The organism is Pseudomonas sp. GW821-FHT01E05 (genome assembly GCF_059422425.1).
Genome location: NZ_JBWKWW010000014.1, coordinates 90,928 through 109,917, shown reverse-complemented (window position 1 = coordinate 109,917; position 18,990 = coordinate 90,928). Strand labels below are relative to the sequence as shown.

General features: G+C 59.7%; 20 protein-coding genes. 4 read left to right on the top strand and 16 right to left on the bottom strand.

The window, feature by feature from the left end; translation table 11 throughout:
* Positions 1–38 precede the first annotated feature (38 nt).
* Positions 39–1,361, top strand: coding sequence for a lytic murein transglycosylase (locus AC07W5_RS26020; RefSeq protein WP_495024555.1), 1,323 nt, complete (start codon positions 39–41; stop codon positions 1,359–1,361).
* 125 nt (positions 1,362–1,486) lie between these two features.
* Here the strand turns inward: AC07W5_RS26020 and AC07W5_RS26015 are convergent, their stop codons facing one another.
* The 13 genes from AC07W5_RS26015 to AC07W5_RS25955 all read right to left on the bottom strand — a co-directional run bounded on the left by AC07W5_RS26015 (position 1,487) and on the right by AC07W5_RS25955 (position 13,996).
* Positions 1,487–2,437, bottom strand: coding sequence for a S66 peptidase family protein (locus AC07W5_RS26015; RefSeq protein WP_495012493.1), 951 nt, complete (start codon positions 2,435–2,437; stop codon positions 1,487–1,489).
* Positions 2,438–2,610: 173 nt separating this feature from the next.
* Positions 2,611–3,609 carry a lipoyl synthase gene (gene lipA, locus AC07W5_RS26010; RefSeq protein WP_494995086.1) on the bottom strand — a complete coding sequence of 333 codons (999 nt, stop codon included), beginning with the start codon at positions 3,607–3,609 and terminating at the stop codon, positions 2,611–2,613.
* 31 nt (positions 3,610–3,640) lie between these two features.
* Positions 3,641–4,288 carry a lipoyl(octanoyl) transferase LipB gene (gene lipB, locus AC07W5_RS26005; protein ID WP_054594204.1) on the bottom strand — a complete coding sequence of 216 codons (648 nt, stop codon included), beginning with the start codon at positions 4,286–4,288 and terminating at the stop codon, positions 3,641–3,643.
* Complete coding sequence (locus tag AC07W5_RS26000) at positions 4,288–4,563, bottom strand: DUF493 domain-containing protein (RefSeq protein ID WP_003215438.1); 276 nt, start codon at positions 4,561–4,563, stop codon at positions 4,288–4,290. Before AC07W5_RS26000 ends, lipB begins: the two co-directional genes overlap by 1 nt.
* 79 nt (positions 4,564–4,642) lie before the next feature.
* On the bottom strand, positions 4,643–5,800 hold the full coding sequence (locus AC07W5_RS25995; protein ID WP_495012492.1) for a D-alanyl-D-alanine carboxypeptidase family protein: 1,158 nt from the start codon (positions 5,798–5,800) through the stop codon (positions 4,643–4,645).
* 179 nt (positions 5,801–5,979) lie between these two features.
* Positions 5,980–6,990: a septal ring lytic transglycosylase RlpA family protein gene (locus AC07W5_RS25990; protein ID WP_495024554.1), complete on the bottom strand. Its 1,011-nt coding sequence runs from the start codon at positions 6,988–6,990 to the stop codon at positions 5,980–5,982.
* Positions 6,990–8,000, bottom strand: a complete 1,011-nt coding sequence (gene mltB / locus AC07W5_RS25985; RefSeq protein WP_495024553.1) for a lytic murein transglycosylase B — start codon at positions 7,998–8,000, stop codon at positions 6,990–6,992. The genes AC07W5_RS25990 and mltB overlap by 1 nt, the downstream gene beginning before the upstream one ends.
* Positions 8,001–8,017: 17 nt before the next feature.
* Positions 8,018–9,121, bottom strand: coding sequence for a rod shape-determining protein RodA (rodA, locus tag AC07W5_RS25980; protein ID WP_494995085.1), 1,104 nt, complete (start codon positions 9,119–9,121; stop codon positions 8,018–8,020).
* A gap of 31 nt (positions 9,122–9,152) precedes the next feature.
* The gene (mrdA, locus tag AC07W5_RS25975; protein WP_494995024.1) at positions 9,153–11,048 is read right to left on the bottom strand and encodes a penicillin-binding protein 2; all 1,896 of its coding nucleotides are present in this window, start codon (positions 11,046–11,048) and stop codon (positions 9,153–9,155) included.
* A 12-nt stretch (positions 11,049–11,060) separates the two neighbouring features.
* Positions 11,061–11,528, bottom strand: a complete 468-nt coding sequence (gene rlmH, locus AC07W5_RS25970; protein ID WP_007937439.1) for a 23S rRNA (pseudouridine(1915)-N(3))-methyltransferase RlmH — start codon at positions 11,526–11,528, stop codon at positions 11,061–11,063.
* Positions 11,529–11,537: 9 nt separating this feature from the next.
* The gene (gene rsfS, locus AC07W5_RS25965) at positions 11,538–11,963 is read right to left on the bottom strand and encodes a ribosome silencing factor (protein WP_494995023.1); all 426 of its coding nucleotides are present in this window, start codon (positions 11,961–11,963) and stop codon (positions 11,538–11,540) included.
* Positions 11,964–12,033: 70 nt separating this feature from the next.
* On the bottom strand, positions 12,034–12,678 hold the full coding sequence (nadD, locus tag AC07W5_RS25960; protein ID WP_494995084.1) for a nicotinate-nucleotide adenylyltransferase: 645 nt from the start codon (positions 12,676–12,678) through the stop codon (positions 12,034–12,036).
* Positions 12,679–12,724: 46 nt separating this feature from the next.
* Positions 12,725–13,996: a glutamate-5-semialdehyde dehydrogenase gene (locus AC07W5_RS25955; RefSeq protein ID WP_494995022.1), complete on the bottom strand. Its 1,272-nt coding sequence runs from the start codon at positions 13,994–13,996 to the stop codon at positions 12,725–12,727.
* A 175-nt stretch (positions 13,997–14,171) separates the two neighbouring features.
* Between AC07W5_RS25955 and AC07W5_RS25950 the strand changes: the two genes are divergently transcribed.
* Together AC07W5_RS25950 and AC07W5_RS25945 are read left to right on the top strand one after the other, a co-directional pair.
* On the top strand, positions 14,172–14,855 hold the full coding sequence (locus tag AC07W5_RS25950; protein WP_494995021.1) for a DNA-3-methyladenine glycosylase: 684 nt from the start codon (positions 14,172–14,174) through the stop codon (positions 14,853–14,855).
* A 116-nt stretch (positions 14,856–14,971) separates the two neighbouring features.
* Entirely contained in the window at positions 14,972–16,288 is a 1,317-nt protein-coding gene (locus tag AC07W5_RS25945) for a bifunctional DedA family/phosphatase PAP2 family protein (protein WP_495024552.1), read from the top strand.
* A 350-nt stretch (positions 16,289–16,638) separates the two neighbouring features.
* On the opposite strand, the gene AC07W5_RS25940 is transcribed toward AC07W5_RS25945, so the two are convergent.
* From AC07W5_RS25940 to AC07W5_RS25930, 3 genes are read right to left on the bottom strand one after another with little or no spacing between them, the layout of a single operon-like run.
* Positions 16,639–17,229 (bottom strand): LON peptidase substrate-binding domain-containing protein, encoded by a 591-nt coding sequence (locus tag AC07W5_RS25940; protein ID WP_494995019.1) that lies wholly within the window; start codon positions 17,227–17,229, stop codon positions 16,639–16,641.
* Between the two features lie 10 nt (positions 17,230–17,239).
* Positions 17,240–17,956, bottom strand: a complete 717-nt coding sequence (locus AC07W5_RS25935) for an LrgB family protein (RefSeq protein ID WP_494995018.1) — start codon at positions 17,954–17,956, stop codon at positions 17,240–17,242.
* Positions 17,953–18,315: a CidA/LrgA family protein gene (locus AC07W5_RS25930; protein WP_494995017.1), complete on the bottom strand. Its 363-nt coding sequence runs from the start codon at positions 18,313–18,315 to the stop codon at positions 17,953–17,955. The genes AC07W5_RS25935 and AC07W5_RS25930 overlap by 4 nt, the downstream gene beginning before the upstream one ends.
* A gap of 182 nt (positions 18,316–18,497) precedes the next feature.
* Between AC07W5_RS25930 and AC07W5_RS25925 the strand changes: the two genes are divergently transcribed.
* Positions 18,498–18,953 (top strand): MaoC family dehydratase, encoded by a 456-nt coding sequence (locus AC07W5_RS25925; RefSeq protein ID WP_495012487.1) that lies wholly within the window; start codon positions 18,498–18,500, stop codon positions 18,951–18,953.
* Positions 18,954–18,990: the final 37 nt, after the last annotated feature.

Sequence of the window (18,990 nt, the reverse complement as noted above, 5' to 3'; positions counted from 1 at the left end):
TAAGGTCGACACCTGATTCGTATTCTCTGGACCTGTGCATGCCCTTTTGTATTTCCCGTCGTTGGCACTTACGCCAATTGATTGCTGCCTCCAGCCTTGTTCTGTTAGTCGCCTGCGCGGAAAAACCGACCGCCGCCGACGCCCAACCGCTTCAGACCGCTCCTGCTGCCCCCGCTCCCGCCGTTACTCCTCCAATCGCCCAGACTGGCGAGGACCTGGACATTCAGCCAGCACAGACTTTCGCCGAATGGCTGGCAGCCTTTCGCAAAGACGCCCTGGCCGCTGGCATCAACCCCGACCTTTTCGACCGGGCCTTCGCGGGTATCACGCCGGACATGAGCGTAATCCGCGCCGACCGCAGCCAACCGGAATTCGCTCGTCCGGTCTGGGAATACCTCGACGGCGCACTGTCTGCCTCGCGAGTACGTAAGGGCCAGGCACTGCTCAACCAATATGCCGGGATCCTGCAAAGCATCGAGCAACGTTATGGCGTTGATCGCCAGGCACTGGTAGCGGTCTGGGGTATGGAAAGTAACTTCGGCAGCTTCCAGGGTGACAAGTCGGTGATCCGTTCACTGGCGACCCTGGCCTACGAAGGCCGGCGGCCAGAGTTTGCCCACAGCCAATTGCTGGCAGCTCTGCAGATTCTCCAGCAGGGTGATATCGAGCCCGAGAAGATGCTCGGCTCCTGGGCGGGCGCCATGGGGCAAACCCAGTTCATGCCGACCACCTACAACACCCACGCGGTGGACTTCGACGGTGATGGTCGACGCGATATCTGGGGCAGCCCGACCGACGCCCTGGCCTCGACCGCTCACTACCTGCAAAGCTCCGGCTGGCAGAAAGGTCAGCCGTGGGGGTTCGAAGTACAAATGGCGACCGGTTTCGACTATGCACTGGCCGATGGCTCGATCCGCAAGACAGTCGCCGAGTGGCTGCAATTGGGGCTTAAACTCCCCAGCGGTGTGAAGGTACCGCTCGGTTCCGAACAACTGTCCGCGGCCCTGTTGCTGCCAGCGGGTTATCGCGGTCCGGCGTTCCTGATCCTCGACAACTTCCGCGCCGTTCTCAAGTACAACAATTCGTCGTCTTATGCCTTGGCTGTAAGCCTGCTGTCCGAGCGTTTTAACGGTGCCGGCCTGATCAGCGGCGAATGGCCGAAAGATGACCTGCCATTGAGCCGCTCCGAGCGGATCGAGCTGCAAAACCTGCTGAGCGCCAACAGCTACGATGCAGGCAATGCCGACGGCATCATCGGCGCCAATACCCGCAAGGCGATTCGCACCGCACAGCAATCTTTTGGATTGCCGGCTGATGGCTATCCGACGCATAAGCTGTTGGAAAGTTTGCGTAACCGCTAGTCAGCCTTATGGCTACAACCGCATCGCGAGCAAGCCCCCACACGGGATTCAGGTCGCACACAAACGCTGTGTTCGCTGAAGAGTGCGGGCCTGCTCGCGATAGCGGCCTGCCAGACAGCGAAAATTTAAGGTTTGATTACCACATCCTGCTCCAGCACCAGCTCCCTGCGCCCTGCATCCAGCCGGACCAGTGCGCCCATGGGCAGCGTCAGGTTGGGATCGCAATGGCCGCTGCACCAGCCAGCCAACACCGGAATACGCAACGGTTCAAAGGTTTGCTTGAGCAACCGCGCCAACGCCTCGCCATCCACCCCCGCCACATCTCCCACCAGCACCCCACGCAACTTGCCAAGGGTTCCGGCCAGGCGCAGCTGGGTCAGCAACCGGTCGATGCGGTACAGCGGCTCGTTGACGTCCTCGATGAACAGAATCACGCCTTCGGCATCAATCTCATAGGGCGTGCCCATGGACGCAGCGATCATCGACAGGTTGCCGCCCAGCAAACGTCCATGAGCGACACCTGGCTCGATCGTCGTCAAGGGGTAGGCCACTGGGTGTGCCAACAGGCTTCCGGCCTTCAGCTGCCCGCTGAGCAGGTTGAACAGCGATGACTCAGTGGGCTGCTGTTTATCCCCCAGCAGATCGGCATTGAGCATCGCCCCATGGAAGGTCACGAAACCTGCGTAGCGACTGATGGCCAGGTGCAGCGCAGTGATGTCGCTGTAGCCGACAAACGGCTTTGCATTGCATCGCAGCAGCTCGAAATCGATTCGGTCCAGCAACCGGGGGCTGCCATAACCACCGCGCAGACAGAGAATGGCATCGATGGCCGTGTCGGCAAAAGCATCATGCAGATCCTTCAGGCGAACGTCGTCGCTGCCCGCCAGGTAGCCGTCTGTCTCCAGGACGCCCGGGAAAATCCGTAGCGAATACCCCCGTGCATGCATCCATTGAAGGGCCTTTTCGGTATCCAGTGCCGCCGGCCCTGCCGGTGCAATAACGCCGATCAACCCTTCGGCAGGCAATGCCGGGACCGGAGCGTGCTCACAAACGATAGGGGTCGAGCGAGTGGTCATCCGTGATTCTCCCTGCGTGAATGTTTCAACACACAGTAGTCAGGAACGGGAACAAACAGAAGAGGGTCAGCCGCCCCGCAAGAGGCGGGAAATGACTGAATGTGACGTATCACCGTGGTCAGTGCCCGGGAACAAAAAAGCCCGCAACGCGTAAGCCTTGCGGGCATTGTCGATCAGGACGACATCAACTCGGCCTTAACCAGTTTCGCCTGTTCGTCGGCGTGGTACGAGGAACGCACCAGCGGGCCCGACGCAACGTTCTTGAAGCCCATTTTGTAGCCTTCTTCGGCAAACCAGGCGAACACATCCGGGTGCACGAAGCGCTGGACCGGCAAGTGGTTGCGCGAGGGTTGCAGGTACTGGCCGAGAGTCAGCATGTCGATGTCGTGTTCGCGCATGCGCTTCATGACTTCGATGACTTCTTCATCGGTTTCGCCCAGCCCCAGCATCAAGCCAGACTTGGTCGGAATATGGGGCATCATTTGCTTGAACTTCTGCAGCAAGGTCAGCGACCACTGGTAATCGGAACCCGGACGTGCAGCCTTGTACAGGCGCGGTACGGTTTCCAGGTTGTGGTTGAACACATCCGGCGGCTCGGCGGCGGTGATTTCCAGCGCCACGTCCATCCGGCCACGGTAGTCCGGGACCAGGGTTTCGAGCTGTACATCCGGCGACAACTTGCGGATTTCGCGGATGCAGTCGGCGAAGTGCTGGGCACCGCCGTCACGCAGGTCGTCGCGGTCTACCGAGGTGATCACCACGTACTTCAGACGCAGGTCGGCGATGGCGATGGCCAGGCTTTGCGGCTCGTTGACGTCCAGTGGCTTCGGACGACCGTGGCCAACATCGCAGAACGGGCAACGACGGGTACAGATGTCGCCCATGATCATGAAGGTCGCGGTGCCACCGGAGAAACACTCACCCAGGTTCGGGCAGGATGCTTCTTCGCAGACGCTGTGCAGCTTGTGTTTACGCAGCAGGGCCTTGATGCGGTCGACTTCCGGGGAAACCGGGATGCGTACGCGAATCCAGTCAGGCTTTTTCGGCAACTCGGTGGTCGGAATGATCTTCACCGGAATGCGCGCAACCTTTTCGGCACCGCGCAGCTTTACGCCAGCTTCCACTTTGGCACGCGGGGCCGGGCGCTCGGTAACATCCAGCGTCGGGATCATGGTTTGCACAGCGTCTTGCGCAGTAGTCATATCAGTCGATTCCGCCCGTTAGGGTCGTCTGCTCAGCATAGTCGAGGTGTTTGACAAGCTGCGCACGCAGCCGGGCACTAACCTCGGCAAATTCAATCGGCCCGGTGTGATCGCGCAGCTGGGTCATGGCCAGCCCGGCGTATCCACAGGGGTTAATCCGTCGAAACGGTTCCAGGTCCATATCCACGTTCAGGGCCAGGCCATGAAAGGAGCAACCGTGGCGGATCCGCAGACCCAGAGAAGCGATTTTTGCACCGTTGACGTAGACGCCCGGTGCATCGGCCTTGGCTACAGCGGTTACGCCGTAGCTGGCCAGCAGCTCGATCAGGCACTGCTCCATCCGGCTGACCAGGTCGCGCACGCCGAAACCCAGCTTGCGTACGTCCAGCAGCAGATAAGCCACCAACTGACCCGGGCCGTGGTAAGTCACTTGACCACCACGGTCAACCTGCACCACCGGAATATCGCCGGGGAGCAGCAGATGCTCAGCCTTGCCGGCCTGGCCCTGGGTGAAAACCGGCGGGTGCTCGACCAGCCAGATTTCATCGGCTCGGTCGCTGCCGCGCTCGTTGGTGAACCGTTGCATGGCATGCCAGACCGGCTCGTAAGCCAGCTGGCCGAGCTCGCGAAAGCCCAGCGGCTCGGACATCACAACACCATGTGCACGAAACCGGTCGCACGCAACTCGCTGTTGATGTTGTACAGCTGGTCCTGGTCGGTGGCGACGATGTGCAACTGGATCGTGGTGTACTTGCCGTTGGTGCTTTGGCGCTCATCCACACGGTCATGGTTGATCGTCGCGTGTTTCTTGACGATCTCGATGATCTTGTCTTTGTTGCCTACACCCGTATCGCTGATTACCTTAACCGGATAATCAACGTTGGGAAATTCGATCTTTGGCGCCTTTACTTCGGTGTCTGTCATGGCGTAACGGCCTCGTAAGCCGTGGCAACGGACATGGCCCCGCTCCAGATTGGAACGCAGCCATGCAGGTCCACACTAATCAGTTGAACAAGCCGTAGAAGAATAGACGGATGCTATCCCACATGCGGCGGAAGATACCACCTTCGTCAACAGCGTCCAGTGCGATCAGGTCGGCACTGTGCACGACTTTATCGTCCAGTTTCACTTCGACTTTACCAATCACGTCACCCTTGGCGATCGGCGCAACCAGGTGCGGGTTCATGCTCATGCTCGCAGCCAGTTTCTTCAACTGACCTTTAGGCATGGTCATGGTCAGGTCTTCAGCCAAACCGGCTTTAACCTGATTGGTGGTGCCTTTCCAGACTGGAGCCTGAGCCAGCTCGGCGCCCTTCTGGTAGAAGGTCTGGGTTTCGAAGAAACGGAAACCGTAAGTCAGCAGCTTCTGGGTTTCAGCAGCACGAGCCGTTTCGCTGTTGGTGCCGAACACCACAGCGATCAAACGCATGCCTTCACGTACAGCCGACGACACCATGCAGTAGCCGGCTTCATCGGTGTGACCGGTTTTCAGACCATCGACGGTCTTGTCACGCCACAGCAGCAGGTTGCGGTTCGGTTGCTTGATGCCGTTCCAGAAGAACTCTTTCTGCGAGTAGATCGCGTAGTGAGCCGGATCTTCGTGGATGATCGCGCGGGCCAGCAGCGCCATGTCGTGGGCCGACGAGTAGTGCTCCGGGTTCGGCAGGCCGGTCGGGTTCATGAAGTGACTGTTGCTCATGCCCAGATCGGCGACGGTTTTGTTCATCATGTCGGCGAACGCGTCTTCGCTACCGGCGATGTGCTCGGAGAGCGCAACACTGGCGTCGTTACCCGACTGAATGATGATGCCGTGCAGCAGGTCGCTGACCGTTACCTGAGAGCCGACCTTGATGAACATCCGCGAACCACCGGTACGCCAGGCGTTCTCGCTGACGGTCACCGGATCGTTTTCGCCGATCTGGCCGCGACGGATTTCCAGGGTCGCGATGTAGGCCGTCATCAGTTTGGTCAGGCTGGCCGGTGGCAGGCGCTGGTCACCATTGTTCTCGACCAGCACGTTACCGCTGCTGGCGTCCATGAGCACATAGGCCTTGGCAGCCAGTTGCGGTGGCGACGGCATCATCTCTGCCGCCCACGCAGCAGGTGTGATGATCAGCGGGACAAGCAGGCACAGGCGTTTGGCAAAGGTGGTGATGTTCATCCGTCTCTCGAAATTGCTAATGGAAACTTGCCCGCACGGGCAAAACTAATCTGACAACCGTTACCCGGTTGTCGCGTGTTCAGTTGCTCACTCTATGGCCCTTCACGAGCTTTTGTTGTTCGACGAGCCAACAACCGGAACCCGACCCTGCAAAGGCCAGGCCCTCAATCCGATGTCACTTATTCTGCTGTTACGACGCTAGGCTGGCCGAGATTGGCCAGTCGAACGCTGTTTTGCACTTGCTGGATTTCACCCTGAGTACCGATTGGCCCCAGGCGTACCCGATGTAGCGTCTGTTGATTGCGTACGATCGAGCTGATGAAGACCGGGGCCTGCACCATCCCGCTCAGCTTCGACCTCAGCAGTTCTGCAGCGTCCGGGTTGGCGAAGGCGCCCACCTGAAGATACTGGCCAGAGGCTTGTGCAGAAGCGCTTTTTTTCGCATCCAGCTGCGCGGGCACAACGGCCGCGGCATGTTGCTGTGGTGGCGGCGTCCATTGCTCGACCGTGCCGGCCGAAGCCGTCAGCACGGGCGCGGCAGATTGCGCCACTTGCGGTTCGTTCAGCATCAACGGTGCCGGCCGGCCGCGCTGGGCCCACCACTCTTGCGGGTCAATGCCCTCGACCTTGACCCGCGCAGTGCCGATTTCGGCATAGCCGAGCTTCTTGGCAGCAGCGTAAGACAAGTCGATGATCCGGTCCGAGTAGAACGGCCCACGATCGTTGACTCGCAGAATCACGCTCTTGTTGTTGTCCAGGTTGGTCACCCGGACATAACTCGGCAACGGCAGGGTCTTGTGCGCGGCACTCATGCCGTACAAGTCATAGACTTCGCCGTTGGCGGTGTTCTGGCCGTGAAACTTGGTGCCGTACCAGGACGCCGTGCCCGAGGCGACATAGTTCTTCGACTCGTTCATCGGAAAGTAGTTTTTGCCCAGCACCGTGTACGGGTTGGCCTTGTAGGGCCCTTGGTGCAAGGTAGGCGTGGCGTCCGGAATGCGCGAAATATCGACATCCCACCACGGCGCGCCGTCTTTATGGGCGCGATTGATATCCAGACCGGGCATTGCGCGAATGCCGGACGATGATTTCTGCTGCGGTGAGCGACTGGTCGAACAACTGACCACCAGCAACGATAGTGCGGCGAAAGCCATCAGCTTCAGGGGTTTACGAATCGGCATTGCCCGCATTACTTGACGCCCCGTGCTTGGACCAGCAGTTCAGACAGCTGATGCACGGCCATGGCGTACATCACGCTGCGGTTATAGCGCGTGATTGCGTAAAAATTATTCAGACCCATCCAGTATTCTGGACCATTGTCGCCTTCCAGGCGAAAAGCCGTGACCGGCATATCATCGCGCAGCGCATCATGACTTGACCAGCCCAGCGCCCGCAACTCCCTGACCGTTTTGACCGGCTCGATTCCCGGGCTCAACCCATCGTCGACCTGATCGCCACGCACTGTGGCCTGGCTGACCACTGTCTCGCCGGCGACCCAGCCGTGACGCTTGAAGTAACTGGCAACGCTGCCGATGGCATCGTCAGGGTTGGTCCAGATATTAATGTGGCCATCACCGTCGAAATCCACAGCATAGGCGCGAAAGCTGCTCGGCATGAATTGCGGCAAGCCCATGGCACCGGCGTAAGAGCCCTTGAGGGTCAACGGGTCGAGCTGTTCTTCACGGGCCAGCAGCAGGAACTCACGCAACTCTTTGCGGAAGAATTCGGCGCGTGGCGGGTAGTCAAAGCTCAGGGTCGACAAGGCGTCGATCACCCGATAGTTGCCGGTATTGCGGCCGAAGAAGGTTTCAACGCCGATGATCGACACGATCACCTGAGCCGGAACCCCATATTCCTGCTCGGCACGGGCCAGCACAGCTTCGTGTTGACGCCAGAAATCCACACCGCGGGCGATGCGCGCGTCGGTGATGAACATCGGGCGGTATTCCTTCCACTGCTTGACCCGCTCGGCAGGCCGGGAAATCGCGTCGAGAATCGATTGTTTGCGCTCGGCTTCACGGAACACGCCCATCAGCTGTTCCCCGGCGAAACCATAGTCGCGGGTCATTTCACCGACGAATTCGGCCACTTGCGGCGAACCTTCATAATCGCCGGCCAACGCTTCCTGCGCCGCACCAAGAATGCCTACCAGGCCGACCCACGGAGCGTATCGAGCAGCCCAGCGACGCATTACCTGCATTGAAATCTTCACCTTATTCAAACCTGCGCGATCCACTTACGATGGGTATGGATCGACATCAAAACCCCAAACGCTGACAGCAGCGTCACCAGCGAAGTTCCTCCATAGCTAATGAATGGCAATGGCACCCCCACTACCGGCAACAGGCCGCTGACCATACCGATGTTGACGAAAACGTAAACAAAAAACGTCATGGTCAGGCTGCCGGCGAGCAATTTGCCGAACAATGTCTGCGCCTGAGCGGTAATCACCAGCCCACGACCGATCAACAGCAAATAGATCAGCAACAACGCACAGATGCCCACCAGACCGAACTCCTCGCCCATGACCGCGATGATGAAGTCGGTGTGGCTTTCCGGCAAAAAGTCCAGATGGGACTGGGTGCCGAGCAGCCAGCCTTTACCGAATACGCCACCTGAACCGATGGCGGCTTTGGACTGAATGATGTTCCAGCCGGTGCCGAGCGGGTCACTCTCCGGATCGAGGAAGGTCAGGATCCGCTGCTTCTGGTAGTCATGCATGATGAAGAACCACATGGCGATCGCCACGGGAACGGTTGCGGCGATCACGCTGAGGATCCAGCGCCAGCGCAGGCCGCCCATGAACAGCACGAACGCGCCGCCCGCCAGAATCAGCAACGAGGTGCCAAGGTCGGGCTGGCGCACGATCAGAATGAACGGAACCCCGATCAGCATCAGGCTGATGCCCACATGCTTGAGTTGCGGAGGCAAGGTGCGCTTGGCCAGGTACCAGGCGATGGTCGCCGGCATGATGATCTTCATGAATTCCGAGGGCTGGAAGCGGATCACCCCGGGAATGTTGATCCAGCGTGTGGCGCCCATGGCGTTGTGGCCCATGACGTCCACCACCACCAACAACACGACACCCAGCACATAGGCCAATGGCACCCAACGCGCCATGAACCTGGGCTCCAGCTGAGCAATGATGACCATCGACACCAGACCGATGCCAAACGAGGTGGCCTGTTTGATCAGCAGATCCCAGCTCTTGCCACTGGCCGAATACAGCACGAACAGACTGCCCGCCGCGAGCGTCAGCAGCAGGATCAGCAAGGGGCCATCAATGTGCATGCGTTGCAATAGCGTCGCGCGGCGACGCATCACATCCTCACTGGAGAGGATGCGATCAAAATTACTCTTCACGGGCCGTAGCCTCCGCGCTTGTAGGGCTGGCAAACTCAGGCTTGAGCTGGCCGTTCTGGCCCAGTAGCCAGGCATCCATCACCTGACGCACTACCGGTGCGGCGACGCCGGAGCCGGACTCGCCGTTCTCGACCATGACCGCCACTGTGATTTTCGGGTTATCGGCCGGAGCAAAACCGACGAACAAGGCGTGGTCGCGGTGACGCTCCTGAACCTTGGAACGGTCGTACTTCTCGCCCTGTTTGATCGCCACCACCTGGGCCGTACCGCTTTTGCCGGCAATCCGGTATGGCGAGCCGATGGCAGCCTTGCGCGCGGTACCGCGGGCACCGTGCATCACCTGCTGCATGCCGTGATTGACCTTCATCCAGTCGGACGGATCGCGCAGGACGATGTCCGCCATCGGGTTCGCATCGACCGGTTTCTCTCCTTCGATGGTTTTCGCCAGATGCGGGCGATTCCACTTGCCCTTGTTGGCCACCAACGCCGTGGCCTGAGCCAATTGCAACGGCGTCGACTGCATGTAGCCCTGACCGATACCCAGAATCAGCGTCTCGCCCGGGAACCAGGCCTGACGACGGGTAATCCGCTTCCATTCACGCGTTGGCATCAGCCCTGGCGACTCTTCGAACATGTCCAGGGAAACTTTCTGACCGATGCCGAATTTGCCCAGGTAAGAGGACAGTCGATCGATCCCCAGCTTGTGCGCCAGGTCATAAAAGTAGGTGTCGTTGGAACGCATGATCGCCGTATCCAGATCCACATAGCCGTCACCGGTGCGGTTCCAGTTCCGGTACTTGTGGTCGTAGTTGGGCAACATGTAGTAACCCGGGTCGAAGACCCGGGTCGAGGCGGTGACCACGCCAGAGTCCAGCCCGGCAATCGCCACCGCCGGTTTGATCGTCGACCCCGGCGGATACAGACCACGCAGGACCCGGTTGAACAGTGGGCGATCGATGGAGTCGCGCAACTCGGCGTAAGCCTTGAAGCTGATGCCGGTGACAAACAGGTTCGGATCGAAACTCGGCTGGCTGACCATCGCCAGAACCTCGCCGGTATTCGGGTCCAGAGCCACCACCGCGCCACGTCGACCGCCCAGGGCGAGTTCGGCGGCCTCCTGCAATTTGATGTCCAGGCTCAGGACAATGTCCTTGCCGGGAATCGGATCGGTACGCTTGAGTACCCGCAACACGCGACCACGGGCATTGGTCTCGACTTCTTCGTAACCGACCTGACCGTGCAATTCGGGCTCGTAAAAGCGCTCGATGCCGGTTTTACCAATTTGATGGGTGCCGCTGTAACCCACCGGATCCAGAGTCTTGAGCTCTTTCTCGTTGATCCGCCCCATGTACCCGACCGAGTGTGCAAAATGCGCGCCCTGCGGATAGTGGCGCACCAGCTGCGCAACCACTTCAACGCCCGGCAGGCGGAACTGATTCACCGCAATCCGGGCGATCTGCTCTTCCGTCAGCTCGAACAGGATCGGCACCGGCTCAAACGGTCGGCGCCCCTGCTTCATGCGTTTTTCGAAGACCACCCGGTCTTCGGGCGTCAGTTGCAGCACTTCAACGATCACATCGAGCACTTGCTTCCAGTCACCCGAACGCTCGCGGGTCATGCTCAGGCTGAAGCTGGGCCGATTATCGGCCACCACAACGCCATTGCGGTCGAAGATCATCCCGCGGGACGGCGGAATCGGCTGCACATGAACGCGATTGTTCTCCGACAGCGTGGAGTGATACTCGTACTGGATCACCTGAAGGAAATACAGCCGCGCGATCAGCACGCCGATCAGCGTTACCACCGCAATTGCACCGAACACGACCCGGCCACGCACCAGACGGGCGTCTTTCTCGTGGTCCTTGATGCGGATCGGCTGAGACATGAGGGCGCTGAACTACTTGTGGTAAGGGTGCCCGGACAGCACTGTCCAGGCGCGATACAGCTGTTCACCGATCAGAATCCGCACCAGCGGATGCGGCAAGGTCAGCGGCGACAGCGACCAGCGCTGATCGGCCCGCGCGCAGACTTCAGGCGCCAACCCCTCGGGGCCGCCAACCATGAAATTCACCGTACGCGAATCCAGCCGCCAGCGATCGAGCTCGACCGCCAGTTGCTCGGTGCTCCAGGGCTTGCCGTGCACTTCAAGGGTAACGACGCGCTCGTTCGGGCCGACCTTGGCCAGCATGGCTTCGCCCTCCTGGCGAATGAAGCGCGCCACGTCAGCGTTCTTGCCACGGGTGTTGAGCGGTATTTCCACCAGCTCCAGCGCCAGCTCGGATGGCAGACGCTTGGCATACTCATGCCAGCCTTCTTCCACCCATTTGGGCATGCGGGAACCGACGGCGATCAGACGCAGTCGCACAGCGGCCCCTTATTCCTGGTCGCGGTTGAGCTTGATGAAGTGCTCGTGGGAGTTTTCCGGGCTGTGGTGAGCAGCATTCAGAGCACGGCTCTGTTCAGCGCCAGACCACAGACGCTCAAGGTCATAGAACTGACGTGCAGAGGCGGTCATCATGTGCACGATGACGATGTCCAGGTCCAGCAGAACCCAGTCGCTGTTGCCTTTGCCTTCTTCGCCCAACGGCTTGAGGCCATGCTTTTTCACTTCTTCGCGAACCTTGTCGAGCATCGCGTTGATCTGGCGAGAAGAGGTACCGGTCGCGATGATCATGTAATCGGTGATGCTGTGCTTTTCGCGCACATCGATTACGTGGATATCTACCGCTTTGACGTCTTCCAGAGCCGCTACTGTCAGCTTGACTACTTCTTCGCCGCTAATTTGTACTTTGTTCGTCATATAAAACTCGTTCAGCTCGTATGTTCGGGCGCTTCAATACACGTTTATTCGTGCCTTGAAGCGCTCCTTTTCAGTTCGACGCACGGTAAAGTCCGTGCGCATCGATGTAGGCCAGGACCGCGTCAGGCACCAGGAAACGTACCGACTTACCGCTGGCCAGCAGTTGACGGATCTGGGTGGCGGATACCGCGAGCGGCGTCTGCCAGACGAATGCAATGTGTCCGCTCGGCCCCTTGAGGGCCAGCGGGTCGCTCACCGAGCGCGCTGCCAGCAGGTTGCGCAGGGCATCCGGCGGTTCGCTGTCGGCATCCGGGCGTTGCAGCACCAGGATGTGGCAATACTGGAGCAACTCTTCCCAGCGATGCCAAGTGGGCAGGCCGCAAAATGCGTCCCAGCCCAAAAGTAGAAATAACTGGTCATCAGCGGCCAACTCGGCCCGCATCAGTTCCAGGGTGTCGATAGTGTAGGACGGTTTGTCCCGTTGCAGCTCACGAGCGTCCACCACCAACGGTGCAACGCCCGCTACCGCACATTCGACCATCGCCAGACGGTCGGGGGCCGAAACCTGTGGCGTATCCCGATGCGGCGGCCTGGCACTGGGTGTCAGACGCAGCTCATCGAGCGCCAGCGATTCGGCAACCTCCAGTGCACCGCGCAAATGGCCGATGTGTACCGGGTCGAAGGTCCCGCCCAGCACGCCAATGCGTCGAGGCAGGGGTTCGCTTGGGGTCACGGTAGCTGACTGGCGTTTATCGGCCAAGTCAGACCGACTCCTGACCGCGCAACTGGCCATCACCGACCACGATGTACTTCTCGCACGTCAAACCTTCGAGCCCCACCGGACCGCGGGCGTGCAGCTTATCAGTAGAAATGCCAATCTCCGCACCCAATCCATACTCGAAGCCATCGGCGAAGCAGGTCGGGGTGTTGATCATCACGGAACTGGAGTCGACCTCAGCAACAAAACGCCGGGCCTCGCCCTGATGCTCGGTAACGATCGAGTCGGTGTGATGGGAGCCGTAATGGTTGATATGTTCGATGGCCTCATCCAGCCCGTCGACCACGCGGATCGACAGGATCGGTGCCAGGTATTCGGTGTTCCAGTCTTCTTCGGTTGCCGCGACCACGTCGATGACTGCGCGAGTTCGCTCGCAACCCCGAAGCTCGACACCCTTGGCGCGGAACTGTTCGGCCATCGCCGGCAAGAAATCGGTGGCCACCGCCTGATCGACCAGCAAGGTTTCCATGGCGCCGCAGATACCATAACGATAAGTCTTGGCGTTGAACGCGATGCGCTGGGCCTTGGGCAATTCGGCGTGGGCACTGACATAAATGTGGCAGATGCCGTCCAGGTGCTTGATCACCGGCACGCGGGCGTCACGGCTGACGCGCTCGATCAGACCCTTGCCGCCACGGGGCACGATCACGTCGACGTATTCGGGCATGGTGATCAGCGCGCCAACGGCTGCGCGATCAGTGACTTCAACCACTTGCACCACGGCAGCCGGCAACCCGGCTTCGGCCAGGCCACGCTGAATGCACGCGGCGATTGCGCGGTTGGAATGAATGGCTTCCGAGCCACCACGCAAGATGGTTGCGTTGCCCGACTTCAGGCACAGGCTCGCGGCGTCGATGGTCACGTTCGGACGCGACTCATAGATAATTCCCACGACGCCCAGCGGCACGCGCATCTTGCCGACTTGAATACCCGATGGCCGATAGCTCATGTCGCGGATCGCGCCAATCGGGTCCGGCAGGCTGGCCACCTGACGCAAACCGACAATCATGCTGTCGATCCGTGCCGGAGTCAGCGCCAGACGCTCAAGCATGGCCGGCTCAAGACCGTTGGCCCGACCAGCGGCCAGGTCCAGTTCATTAGCGGTGGTCAACTCGGCGCGAGCGGCATCCAAAGCCGCGGCGGCAGCGTGCAGCGCGCGGTTTTTCTGCGCGGTGCTGGCACGGCCGATCACGCGGGAGGCTTCGCGGGCAGCGCGACCCAAACGGGTCATGTAGTCAAGAACGGACTCAGTCATGGTCTCTATGGTCTTGGCAAAGAGGAAAGCGGCAGATTATAGCTGTCGCGCTCTCCTACTAACAGCGGTGACGGGCGGATGGTCGAAATGGGGTGCAAATACCCACTGTTCAGCCTCGATTAAGGCTTAAGTTGTTATCATTCGGTCACATTTAGCCGAATTGCCCTTGGCCATCATGTCCAATCTGATCACCGAGAACCCGCCCAACGCCCTGCCTGACCAGTTTTTCAACCGAGACGCTCAGATACTTGCTCGCGATTTACTGGGTAAAGTCATCCGCCATCGGGTCGGTAATCTGTGGCTTTCGGCGCGAATCATTGAGACCGAAGCCTATTACTGTGCCGAGAAAGGCAGCCATGCCTCCCTTGGCTACACGGAAAAACGTAAGGCTTTGTTTCTGGATGGCGGCCACATCTATATGTACTACGCCCGTGGCGGCGATTCGCTGAACTTCAGTGCGCACGGGCCGGGTAATGCCGTCCTGATCAAATCGGCCTATCCGTGGGTCGACGAGTTGTCCGGCCCCGCGAGCCTGGCACAAATGCTCTTGAACAACCCCGACGCCAATGGTCGACCGCGCCCGTCGCAGAAGCTCTGCGCCGGCCAGACTCTGCTATGCAAGGCACTCGGCCTGAAAGTACCCGCCTGGGATGCCAAACGCTTCGATCATGAGTTGCTGTTTGTCGAAGATGTCGGCACGCCACCGGCGCACGTCATTCAAACCACTCGTCTAGGCATTCCGCACGGGCGCGACGAACACTTGATGTACCGCTTCGTCGATGCCGCCTACGCGCCTTATTGCACCCGAAACCCGCTACGCCGTGGCCAGGTCGAAGGTTGCGACTATTTTCTGATCTGAAACCTGTAGGGGCTGGCGACGCCTGCGATCTTCTCTCTGGCACGTACAAAAGCCAGATCAAAAGATCGCAGCCGTAGGCAGTGCCAATATGACACCAATCCAATGGAGTTGAATCGATGGGCCCATGGCTCGATAGCCTGACCGGCTGGTTGACGGCAAACCCGCAATGGCTGGCCGCGGCGGTCTTCATAGTGACGTGCGTGGAGTGCCTGGCGATTGCCGGGCTGATCGTGCCGGGCACGGTATTGTTATTTGCCATCACCGTGCTGGCCGGCAGTGGCGCGCTGTCCCTGGGCGAGACCCTGCTAATGGGTTTTCTCGGTGGCTTGCTTGGCGACGCGGCGTCTTATTTGCTCGGCAGACGCTTCCACCAGAACATTCGTCGCCTGCCGGGGCTGCGCCATCACCCCGAGTGGATCAGCGGCGCCGAGGCGTATTTCCAGCGCTATGGCATCGCCAGCCTGCTGGTCGGGCGCTTTATTGGCCCGTTGCGACCGATGCTGCCGATGGTTGCCGGGATGTTCGACATGCCATTTCCACGTTTTATTGCCGTCAGCGTGCTGGCTGCAGCAGGCTGGACGGTTGCCTATTTGCTGCCGGGCTGGGCCACTGGCGCAGCGATTCGCCTGCCGTTGCCCGAAGGGTTCTGGCCACAAGCCGGGATCGTCGCGGGCAGCATCGCGGTGCTGGTGGGTCTGAGTATCAACAGTACCCTGCGCCGCCACCGCAAGGTCACGCTGCTGATAACAGGCCTGAGCCTGATGATTCTGGCAGGACTGTTTATCGGCTATCCGTACTTGGCTCAGCTCGATCATGGCGTGATGACGCTGGTACAAGAACACCGCAGCCCGTCGATGGATGAGGTGATGGTGGCCCTGACGCAGCTCGGCGAATTTCGCACGATGCTGCTGGCCAGCACTCTGGTGACGATCCTGCTGCTGGCCACCCGGCAATGGCGACACGCTACCTTCGCCGGCGCCACGCTACTGTGCACCGCCCTGGCCAATACCGCGACCAAGTGGTTTTTCGCCCGCATGCGCCCGGAAGTGCTGACTGATCCGCTGACCAGCTACAGCATGCCCAGCGGCCACAGCTCCGGTTCGTTCGCCCTGTTCCTGACTCTGGCGGTACTCGCCGGACGCGGCCAGCCACCGCGGATGCGCCTGACCTGGCTGCTGCTGGGTTGTTTGCCTGCGGCGTCGATCGCACTGTCGCGGGTGTATCTCGGAGCCCATTGGCCGACAGATATCCTGGCAGGCGCCATGCTCGCCGCCTGCTTCTGCGCGGCCAGCCTGGCCCTGAGCCAACGCCAGCGCGCCTTGGGCGTAATGCCGCGCAAAGTCTGGTGGCTGGTACTGCCGGCGCTGGTGGCGTTGTTTGGTTTCTTCGCGCTGTGGCATTTGCCTTATGCGATGGCGCGGTATGCGTATTGAGACGAGCTTGCGGATTGGGCTCCAACCGAAATCCATGCGAGCCATGAGGACGTCTTCGCGGGCAAGCCTCGCTCCTACAAGGACCGCGCAATACCCGTAGGAGCGAGGCTGTTGTGGCTCAATGTTTTTGGACCATGATGTAGGAGTGTCGACCTAAGGAAGCGTCATGGGATATCGGGTTGTTACCTCTGAGGAAAAAGCGGAAGCCATACGCTTGGTTGTGGAGTTCGATCGTTCCCACGCTCTGCGTGGGAATGCAGCCTGTGACGCTCTGCGTCACATTCAAGAGCGGACGCCGAGCGTCCAGTAAGGCATTCCCACGCAGGAGCGTGGGAACGAAGGGTCAAAGGCTAGGCAAACAACTCCCCCTGCAACTCATCAAGCAACGCCTGGATCGCGTCCAGGCGTTGTTGCGGATCGTCCAGTTGCAGCAGGTCGATCTTGTCCAGTTCGGAAAAGGGCAACAGATAAGCCAGCTGATTGGCCAATGATTGCTGGCCCGTTGCCTCGGTGCCCATGTTCAAGGCTTCGACCATCGGGTGCTCGGCCAATGCCTTGAGCAAAGCGATCAAGTCGGCATCTTCATTCTGCAAGGGCTTCTCGGGCAGTTCGCCCAGCCACTCGATCTCGGCCACGGTCAGCTGATCGCGCTGGACCTCGGCGCTCAGCACGCGAAACCGACGCCGGCCTTCCACACGAATCCCCAGCAGGCCGTTGTCCTGCTGCTTGAAGTCGGTGATCACCGCCTCGCACCCGACCCGGGCATAGCCCTCGGGGGCGACACCGACTTCATCGCCTTCGACAATGCACACTACGCCAAAGCCACCGCCCTGTTTCATGCAGCGACCGATCATGTCCAGATAACGCGCCTCGAAGATCTGCAAGTCGAGGATGCACCCTGGAAACAACACTGTGTTCAGAGGGAATAGCGCCAGACTCATAAAGGTTTCCTTAAACCACCATCGACACTGCCAACGGCAGGAACACCGCCGTGGCTACACCCATCAAACTCATCGCCAACGCGGCGAAAGCGCCACATTCTTCACTTTCCTGCAACGCCACCGAGGTGCCGACCGCATGCGCCGTCATGCCCAGCGCCATACCGCGGGCTTCAGGGCTATGGACACCTAAACGAGTCAAAAGACCCGGACCGAAAATCGCCCCGATCACCCCGGTGATCAACACGAATACCGCCGCCAATGCCGCGACACCCCCAATCTGTTCAGCCACCAACATGGCGATTGGCGAGGTCACCGACTTGGGTGCCATGGTCATCAGAACCATGTGTCCGGTGCCGAACCACCAGCCCAGAAACACACCGAGGCCTGTCGCCACCACACCACCTATCACCAGCGTAGTAAATATCGGCCAGAACAGCTGCCGAATCCGCCGCAGATTGAGATAGAGCGGTACCGCCAGGGCAACCGTTGCCGGCCCCAGCAGAATGCTGAGGATCTCGGTACTTTTGCGATATTCGGTGTAGGTCAGGCCGCAACCGACCAGTACGCCGATCACCAACAGCATCGACACCAGCACCGGTTGCAAAAATATCCATCGGGTTTTCTCGAACGCCGCCAACACCAGTTGGTAGGCGCCCAAGGTAATGCCTATGCCAAACAACGGGTGATGAATGACCGCCGCCAGGGCCCCCTGCCAATTGAAGGTCATTGGGTATCCTCCCGACGCGCCTGGCGCTTGACCAACTTGTTCATCAGCACTCCGACGAAAGCCATGGAGATCACCAGCGACAACACCAGCGCGCCGACGATCGCCCAGAAGTCCGCGGCAATGTCGGCGGCATAAACCATCACCCCTACCGCAGGCGGTACCAGCAGCAATGGCAAATAACGTAACAAACTGCTGGCCGCCAGGCTCAACGGTTCAGCGACCTCGCCACGCGAAATCAGAAACGCCAGCAACAGCAGCAGCCCCACAATCGGCCCAGGTAGAACCGGCAAAAACAGGTGATTGATGGCCGTGCCGAGCAATTGAAACAGCACCAGCCAGGTCAGGCCGCGTAACAACATTCATCGTCTCCCGCAAAAAACGCGCCGGGCATTATAAGCATGCCGCGTACTATGAACCGGCATTCGCAAAAACCATAAATGGTTGACCGGAGCAAGTGGCCATGATGATCTAAAGTGGTTGCCAGGGGGCCAACCCCATCATTTAAAAAACTATAAAACCGATGAACCCAAGGAGAGTCTCAATGCCCTATGTTCCAGTTGCAGAGCTCAAAGATTATGTCGGCAAGGAACTCGGACGTTCCGAATGGCTCACGATCGATCAAGACCGCATCAACCTGTTCGCCGAAGCCACTGGCGATTATCAGTTCATCCACGTTGATCCGGTGAAGGCGGCGCAAACGCCGTTTGGCAGCACAATCGCCCACGGCTTTTTGTCGCTGTCGCTGATCCCGAAATTGATGGAGGACCTTCTGGTATTGCCTGAAGGTCTGAAAATGGTCGTCAACTATGGACTGGACAGCGTGCGTTTCATCCAGCCAGTCAAGGTCAACTCCAAAGTCCGGCTCAAGGTCGACCTGACGGAAGTCATCGAAAAGAAACCCGGCCAATGGCTGCTCAAGGCCACAGCCACCCTGGAAATAGAAGGATCGGAAAAACCGGCGTACATTGCTGAACCGCTGTCGCTGGCGTTCGTTTAACCCCTCCCGGATGCGAAGCAGTTCCTGCTGTTTCGCA

Coding starts and splice junctions, on each gene's coding strand:
- AC07W5_RS26020 (WP_495024555.1), top strand. CDS start 39: ATGCCCTTTTGTATTTCCCGTCGTTGGCACTTACGCCAATTGATTGCT.
- AC07W5_RS26015 (WP_495012493.1), bottom strand. CDS start 2,437: ATGACCACTCGCTCGACCCCTATCGTTTGTGAGCACGCTCCGGTCCCG.
- lipA (WP_494995086.1), bottom strand. CDS start 3,609: ATGATCCCGACGCTGGATGTTACCGAGCGCCCGGCCCCGCGTGCCAAA.
- lipB (WP_054594204.1), bottom strand. CDS start 4,288: ATGTCCGAGCCGCTGGGCTTTCGCGAGCTCGGCCAGCTGGCTTACGAG.
- AC07W5_RS26000 (WP_003215438.1), bottom strand. CDS start 4,563: ATGACAGACACCGAAGTAAAGGCGCCAAAGATCGAATTTCCCAACGTT.
- AC07W5_RS25995 (WP_495012492.1), bottom strand. CDS start 5,800: ATGAACATCACCACCTTTGCCAAACGCCTGTGCCTGCTTGTCCCGCTG.
- AC07W5_RS25990 (WP_495024554.1), bottom strand. CDS start 6,990: ATGCGGGCAATGCCGATTCGTAAACCCCTGAAGCTGATGGCTTTCGCC.
- mltB (WP_495024553.1), bottom strand. CDS start 8,000: ATGCAGGTAATGCGTCGCTGGGCTGCTCGATACGCTCCGTGGGTCGGC.
- rodA (WP_494995085.1), bottom strand. CDS start 9,121: ATGCGTCGCCGCGCGACGCTATTGCAACGCATGCACATTGATGGCCCC.
- mrdA (WP_494995024.1), bottom strand. CDS start 11,048: ATGTCTCAGCCGATCCGCATCAAGGACCACGAGAAAGACGCCCGTCTG.
- rsfS (WP_494995023.1), bottom strand. CDS start 11,963: ATGACGAACAAAGTACAAATTAGCGGCGAAGAAGTAGTCAAGCTGACA.
- AC07W5_RS25955 (WP_494995022.1), bottom strand. CDS start 13,996: ATGACTGAGTCCGTTCTTGACTACATGACCCGTTTGGGTCGCGCTGCC.
- AC07W5_RS25950 (WP_494995021.1), top strand. CDS start 14,172: ATGTCCAATCTGATCACCGAGAACCCGCCCAACGCCCTGCCTGACCAG.
- AC07W5_RS25945 (WP_495024552.1), top strand. CDS start 14,972: ATGGGCCCATGGCTCGATAGCCTGACCGGCTGGTTGACGGCAAACCCG.
- AC07W5_RS25940 (WP_494995019.1), bottom strand. CDS start 17,229: ATGAGTCTGGCGCTATTCCCTCTGAACACAGTGTTGTTTCCAGGGTGC.
- AC07W5_RS25935 (WP_494995018.1), bottom strand. CDS start 17,956: ATGACCTTCAATTGGCAGGGGGCCCTGGCGGCGGTCATTCATCACCCG.
- AC07W5_RS25930 (WP_494995017.1), bottom strand. CDS start 18,315: ATGTTGTTACGCGGCCTGACCTGGCTGGTGCTGTTTCAATTGCTCGGC.
- AC07W5_RS25925 (WP_495012487.1), top strand. CDS start 18,498: ATGCCCTATGTTCCAGTTGCAGAGCTCAAAGATTATGTCGGCAAGGAA.